This window comes from Dubosiella newyorkensis, from assembly GCF_001945605.1.
Lineage (GTDB): Bacteria > Bacillota_I > Bacilli_A > Erysipelotrichales > Erysipelotrichaceae > Dubosiella > Dubosiella newyorkensis.
Window position 1 is genome coordinate 1 of record NZ_MPKA01000040.1, and the last position, 6,599, is coordinate 6,599.

At 36.0% G+C, this 6,599-nt stretch carries 2 protein-coding genes; both read right to left on the reverse strand.

Going from position 1 to position 6,599, the window contains the following annotated elements; translation table 11 throughout:
- Nucleotides 1-297: 297 nt before the first annotated feature.
- A complete protein-coding gene (locus BO225_RS01340) occupies nt 298-3,543 on the reverse strand; it encodes a hypothetical protein (RefSeq protein WP_076340487.1) in 3,246 nt (1,081 codons plus the stop codon).
- A complete protein-coding gene (locus BO225_RS01345) occupies nt 3,540-6,419 on the reverse strand; it encodes a DUF1998 domain-containing protein (protein WP_076340488.1) in 2,880 nt (959 codons plus the stop codon). The genes BO225_RS01340 and BO225_RS01345 overlap by 4 nt, the downstream gene beginning before the upstream one ends.
- Between the last annotated feature and the right edge of the window lie 180 nt (nt 6,420-6,599).

A 6,599-nucleotide genomic window follows, 5' to 3' on the forward strand; every position in this document is an offset into this window, starting at 1 on the left:
GAACAAAATCGTCAAAAATGCCAACGGGAAAAATGTGGCGAAATTCATAAAAGAAAGAAAAGGCGTCTAAACCCTTTAAATAAAGGAGATAGGCGCCTTTCGCACTGTTAAAACTGTAAAAGATGGGATAATAACACAGTTTATGGAATTTCAAGCATAAAATTCTAATATTATAGGAAGAATCATTCACTTTTCAGTCAAATCGCTTTAAAAAGTTATAGAAAACTGATATGAATTCTGATCTTTCCTAGTCAAGTAACTATGATACCATAATTTCCCATAAATCGTTTCTTTTTTTTAATGTTTGAGTTTGAACTTCTTTAAAGAATCTGTATTGATCTTGTTTTTTATAAGAGAAATTTTCATCTGAAAAATTGGAAAAGCATTTCTTTGATCCTCTGTGATCATCTTTGCCGTTTGGTTCAACATCAATCCGTCTCCATCTAAATCGGTAGGAAGAATGATCAACTCTTTTTCCTTTACTTCTTGGATCGTAAAGCAAATCTTGTTTTTGAATTCTTCATTGATCAATAAATTCGCTTGATACATTTCTTCCTTTTGTTTTTTGACCTCTAATAAAGTGTTTTGGATATCGTAATTCTTGATTTTCCATCCATTTCTTCGAAAATATTCCACCTGAACGGAATCGACATTGAATTGTTTTCGCTTCAAATTATCTTTTCCATACAACATTGGAATATCTCTTAGAAACAAAAAGGTTTCTTCCTGTTTTGAAAACAAGCTCTTTGTCTGAATAGATCCTCTCACTCGATAAGGTCTAAAAGATTCTAAGTGTTCAAATCTACAGATTAGGGTTTTTGCGTTCGCTTCAATAGTCTTTGTACTTAACGTATTGTTGCCTGGATCTAAAAGCTGAACAACGATCACTTCATTGTTTTTTATATCCTTCAACAACTCGAACTGAATGAAAACGTCCCTTTTTTCATGGTTCGTTTGAATTTGGATCGATCTTTGGTCGACTTCCGGACGATATTGAATGCGAATCATATTTTCCTTGTTCTGTTCTTTATAAAAAAATAAATTTAGATGTGAATACTCTTTATTGTTTTTTAAAGCTGCCGTTTCGATATACATATGCTTCTTCGTCCGCTGGATCTTTGGAACCATTCGAAATTGACCATCATCGCTCATCAAAACGACCCGATCAAAACCAATTCCATCAAAATACAATTTTGAAAAAGACTTGAATTCATCCGAATCGATCGAATGTTCGAATCCTCTCCATGCAAGATCATCAATCCGATAGATCGCTTCAGGTGGGGTCAAAACAAGCCAAAACGTTTGTTTTGAATTCGGATAATACCATTCGATTTCGTACACATTCTTTTTCGAAACATCTTTATGAATGATCTTTCCATCGATCACATACGAATCCTCGAACAAAGAAATCGAAAGTCTAGGCTCATAAAATACTTTTCTATGCGCTACTTTCCTTTTATCTTGAAAAAATTCTAAAACATTTAATCCTTCTTCAAACGAATCAAGCAGCTCTTGAATGTTTTCATAACAATGCCCATTTCGCAAATAGAAACCATCTTCTTCAGGCTCGATCCGATAAATTGAACGATAAATCGGATACGATGTTAGATAATCCTTGATATGAACATTCGAAAACTGATTTCCATACAGTTGAATAACGACCTTTTTTCTTTTCTCTAAACAAATCGTTCCTAGATCATACATTTCAAACTCTTGATCGACTTGGACACTCTCATCCTCTTGCAGATCAACACCAGCCACAATAAATTGACCTTCTAAAGAATCAGTGTTAGAGACATTCTTTCCAAACTCGTCAAAATACAAACGAGAATGGTAAAGACTCTCCCCACTACTAAAAAGAAGATGCTCATCCGTTTTGATTTGAAGTTTTAATCTTCCAAAAGGATCTTCCAATTCAATTTCGAAAGCTCGGATTCGATAGTTGTTGTCATGTCGAACGACCTTTAATCGATCTACCGTTTGAATCATTTCGTTATTTTGGAAGAATTCGATTCTTAACGACTTTGAATATCGTTCTGGATCAAAATCAAAATCCGGAATCCGCAAACAAATTTGATTACCATCCAATATAAAGTCAAAATCAATGCTCTTCTCTTTACTATCATTTCGATCTTTAGTTTCTGTTTTCTCTCTATGATTTACTTTCTTTCCTCCAAGAATGCTTTGGATCTTTTCTTGGATCTTATGATTCGATCCTTTGCCTGTCTTTACACTATGGATCCACTTAAAAAGTTCATAAACATAAAGAACAAGCTCATCCAGTTTGCTTTCATCTTCAAAATAACTCTTGAACGCGATATTCAAATGCGCTTCTGGCCCTCTTCTAAGCAAAGCCTGTTTTAGTTTTGGCTTTGAAACTTTCGCGAGATCATAATTAAACTCATATTTAAAGATCGAATCCAAATACGGAATGAAAAGATCCCAATATGGAAACGGAACAAACGCTTGCCTTAAAACATTGTCGATCTTTCGCCACGACTTTTTCTCTACAAAAGCATCGATGATCTTTCTTAAGCGGGTTTCTACATTGATCACATCATAAGTGGACTGTTCAAAAATAAGTGTCTGCTCTACCTTATCCCAAAATGAACTGTCATAACATTCCATTCCGATCAAGCACAGAGCTAAAAATACCCAGTCTTGATGAATGATCTTAGAAGACTTATTCTTTAAAGCGTTTTGAGCTACAGAATAAATTTCTTTCACATAAGAATCGTTATCGATCAAATATGTAAGAGCGATCCCGATTGGAATATTTTTACGCACTTCTTGAATCAAGATTTGAACGATCTTGTCAAGATCGTATTCTAAAATCGTCGATTGATCAAAACGACGGATTTGGTTCATAAAAAGGATCGGATCGATCGGTATTACATTCCTATAAATTTGCGGAACTCTTTTCTCGTGCGTTCCAAGTCGGCCTGCGATTACAATACCTTCGATAATTTCCTCTTTTTCTTGAATCGGATCAATTTTATAGAATTGGATTTGTTGTTGAAACAAAGAAATTCTGATCATCGGAAAGGATTGTTCATGGACTCCCAAATAACCCCTTAAAATTGTTCCGTCAACACTCTCTTCCTCTTCTTCAGAAGTTGACTCATTCACGGTTAGAAAAACGATTTGAAAAGCTATAGAACTGCGCTTGATCGGAACACAAGGTTCATGTGTTTCTAAATAACCATCGATCAAAACACCTTCTACAACGCTCTCTTCTTCTTTTTTGATTTTGTTTTGTAGAGTTGTGAATTGTGAAAATAAAACTGGTCGCCTTATCGTGAGATTGTTTGGAACGTGATAATCCAAATAGCCCGAAAGAACAGTTCCTTCTAGGATTTCTTCGTTTGACGTATTATGTACTTCGTTTTTTAATTCAACCCTTTGAATCGTTCGTTTAGGAAAAAAGATGATGAGTTGCCTTGGTTGCTCAATTTTTAGTTGTTCTTCTTTTGGTTGTTCTTCATTTAATTTTTCTCTTTTGAAAAATGAGAAAAATTTTAAGAAAAGTTCTTTCCACTTCATATTTCTAACAACTCTTCCAGCCATTGTTTGGCGTACTTTCTTTTTAAGTGCTGGTGTTCTCTGCGATTTCTATAAGTTCTCAAACACCTGTAGCAGCTGCTTTCTTCTTCACAACAATCTTGCGAAACAATATCAAGAGCACAATTTAAAACGAGAGAAAGTGTATTCTCATCCGCTAGTCTTTGCACATGACCCGCTCCTCCTGGAACTTGATCAAAAAGAATAAACTCAAATTCTTGAAACGAGTTTGTCACCAAAAGTCCATTGATATCGTTTCTTTCGATTTGTAGGCTTTGACTTAAAGCGTTCAAGAGTCCATAAAGCAAAGACAAACACCAATCTCTATTTTTAGCATGTTCGCTGTTGATCTTGAGACGTACGACATCGGTTTTGAATACGTAGCCTAACGCTGTATGCTGTAGCGTCGTGTTCTCGCATTCAAAACCTCGAGGATCTCGATGCTTTTTTCTTTCCTTGATCGTATTCGAGCGCATCGTCTGCATTCGTTTCGTATAGCCACAGCTTTTACAATAATAAAAATGTCCTTCATTGATCATTGCAAGCCTGTCTTCTTGGATTGCGGTCAGGCGGATCTTGTTAGCCAACAATACTTTTTCTTTAAATGGGAGTCCTTTTCCTAAATAACGGATTTCTCCTGCGTACGACTTGATCGGTTTGATGTTTTTCGAACGTTTTTCATTGGAAGCCACAAAACCAAATCGAGGCTCCAAAAAGAATAGATCCGTCTTTTTGTACGGCTTGAAACATGTTGGACAGAGTGACCCTTCTTCAAAAGGTTCTAAGGATACTTGCGTATCATGGCATTCTTCACATGTGTAGTAATAAGTCTTTGTCAGCTCTTTGCCTGTCTTTTTTGGAAGCTCGATATAACGAGAAACAAACTTCTTTTCATCGGCGATTACTTCTGAATCCGGCGCGTATTCGCTTATACCAATCAAAAGGTCTCTTTGCAGATCCACACTATGATCTTGAGGCACTTCCATTCGAATGAGATCGACAGGAAATCCATATTTTGGAATAATGGCAAATTTAGATAAGTCTTCCAAAATATTTTTCTTATTCAAATTGTCGATTTGGTTTTTAAAATAATCAGCTTGCCTAAAATTCTCGGATTGGGAGGCTTTGTCTTTTGCCGCTTCCAATGTATTGACGAGTTCGCTTGTTTCTTGAATATATTTTGATAAAACACTTTCGTCTTTCTTTAAAGCGTCGATCCATTTGCTTTGTTTGAACGCTTCTAAATTCGTGTTTTTCAGCACCCATTGATCAATATATTCAACTAAATCTTTTGGATTGCTGTTTATATAGTCAATAAAAGGTTCAAGATGGTCATCATAAACAAAAGAAATATTTCGAAAATGGTCTGGATGCTTTCTAAAGTAATGGGCAAATGCACTTGCCAATATATGGCGAAGAGCGATCTTTTCATTTTCGACCTTGAATTGTGGTGGATCGATCTTTCCGGAAATCATATCTTTTGGTCTTTGATAATAGTAATAATCGTGCGATTCGTTTTGGCAATACGTCATGATCAAGGCGCTCGCGTCTTTGCTTCGGCCTGCGCGCCCTGCTCTTTGGATATAATTGGCAGGCGTAGGTGGGATATTTCGACAAAACACGTATTCAAGACTTCCTAGATCGACTCCCATTTCAAAGGTCGTCGAGCAGCTAAGTACATTGATCTTTTTATTTTTAAAATCGATTTGGTATTGTTTGGCTTTATCGTTTTTCAACTGCGCTGTATGCTCTTGCGCGATTACGTTTTCGATCTTTTTTGTTTTATAGTTATTTCGGTAATAATGGTTTGCGAACACGTGATCAACATCGCATCGATGAAGCGTTCCAGGACATTCATGTTCTGGACACATTCCATGAATGTTGTATAGAGTCACTCTTTTACATTTGTCACATTGATACCAAGTCAACTTGGTATAAGGAATCACTTTAAATTTTTCAACCGGAATATGGTAAGAAAACACTTGGCTCGCTTCTGTTTCTTTCAAGATGCCTAGATTGCACATGAGCGTAAACAGCTTTTCCATAATATCGATGATTTCTTCTCTTTTAGCGTTTGGATAGAGCTTTTGTAAATAGGCGCTCGTCTTATTCTCTCTTTGGGCTTGTACTGGCAAAAAGCTTTCTACATATCGGTATTCATCCTTGTGGTTGTTGTACTCTCGCTTTTCTATGATCGTCTGCTCACGATTTCGATAAGGAAAGGCGTTGATCTTTTCTTCATCGGATAATTCAGCCACTTGATAATCAATAATGCATTTATGGCGCATTTGATCGATTAAAATATTAAAAAGAGTGATCGTTTCTTCTACATTTAATTGAAACGCGGAATGAAGCTCGGCTTCATTTTCATAAAGGATTTGAGGATTCAACTCAAATTGGTAGCCATACAAACCAAGGCTTTGTGCTGAATAGCGTCCACTGGTATACATAAGATCCTGCAAAACGCTGATCCAGGCTTCGCTTTGCTCATGCTTTTGGTTTTTTGAAAAAAGTCCTTCTCTACGGATTTGGTTTGTTAGCTGCATCGCTAACGAGCGAATGTTCACGCCTTGTGTTTCTTTGATCGCATCCCATACGAGTCGTTTTCGTAAAAAGAGTTCATGGTTGTTGTTGAACTGCATTGAAAAGAAGCTGGCTTGTTGTCTTGAGTCAGAGAAAGTCAAAAGCTGTTTTACATTCTTTTTTGGAGTTGTTTCTATTGAAGTTTTATCAAAAAGACTCTTTTTTACAGGTCTTTGCGTTTTTACTTCTACTTGTTTTTCGTCGATCGATTCATAAAAGATTTCGGAAAGTACGGCTGTTCCTGTGTCTTTATTGAGATTGAACGATGAAATCATGCCATTGTCGCTATGCTGTTGACAATATGGACAATCATTTAAATTATTCTTTCTATATAGATTATCCTAAATAATCCGCCTTTGCTCAAATGACTTGTTCAAATCATTTAACACTTAAACAATAAAGCGTTTCAATAATAAAGATAGATAGAAAGAAGTGTATCTCTATGAATCCAGCTT

Bases quoted from the DNA above. Each gene is read 5' to 3' on its own strand.
- BO225_RS01340 (WP_076340487.1), bottom strand. From the start codon at position 3,543: ATGAAGTGGAAAGAACTTTTCTTAAAATTTTTCTCATTTTTCAAAAGA.
- BO225_RS01345 (WP_076340488.1), bottom strand. From the start codon at position 6,419: ATGATTTCATCGTTCAATCTCAATAAAGACACAGGAACAGCCGTACTT.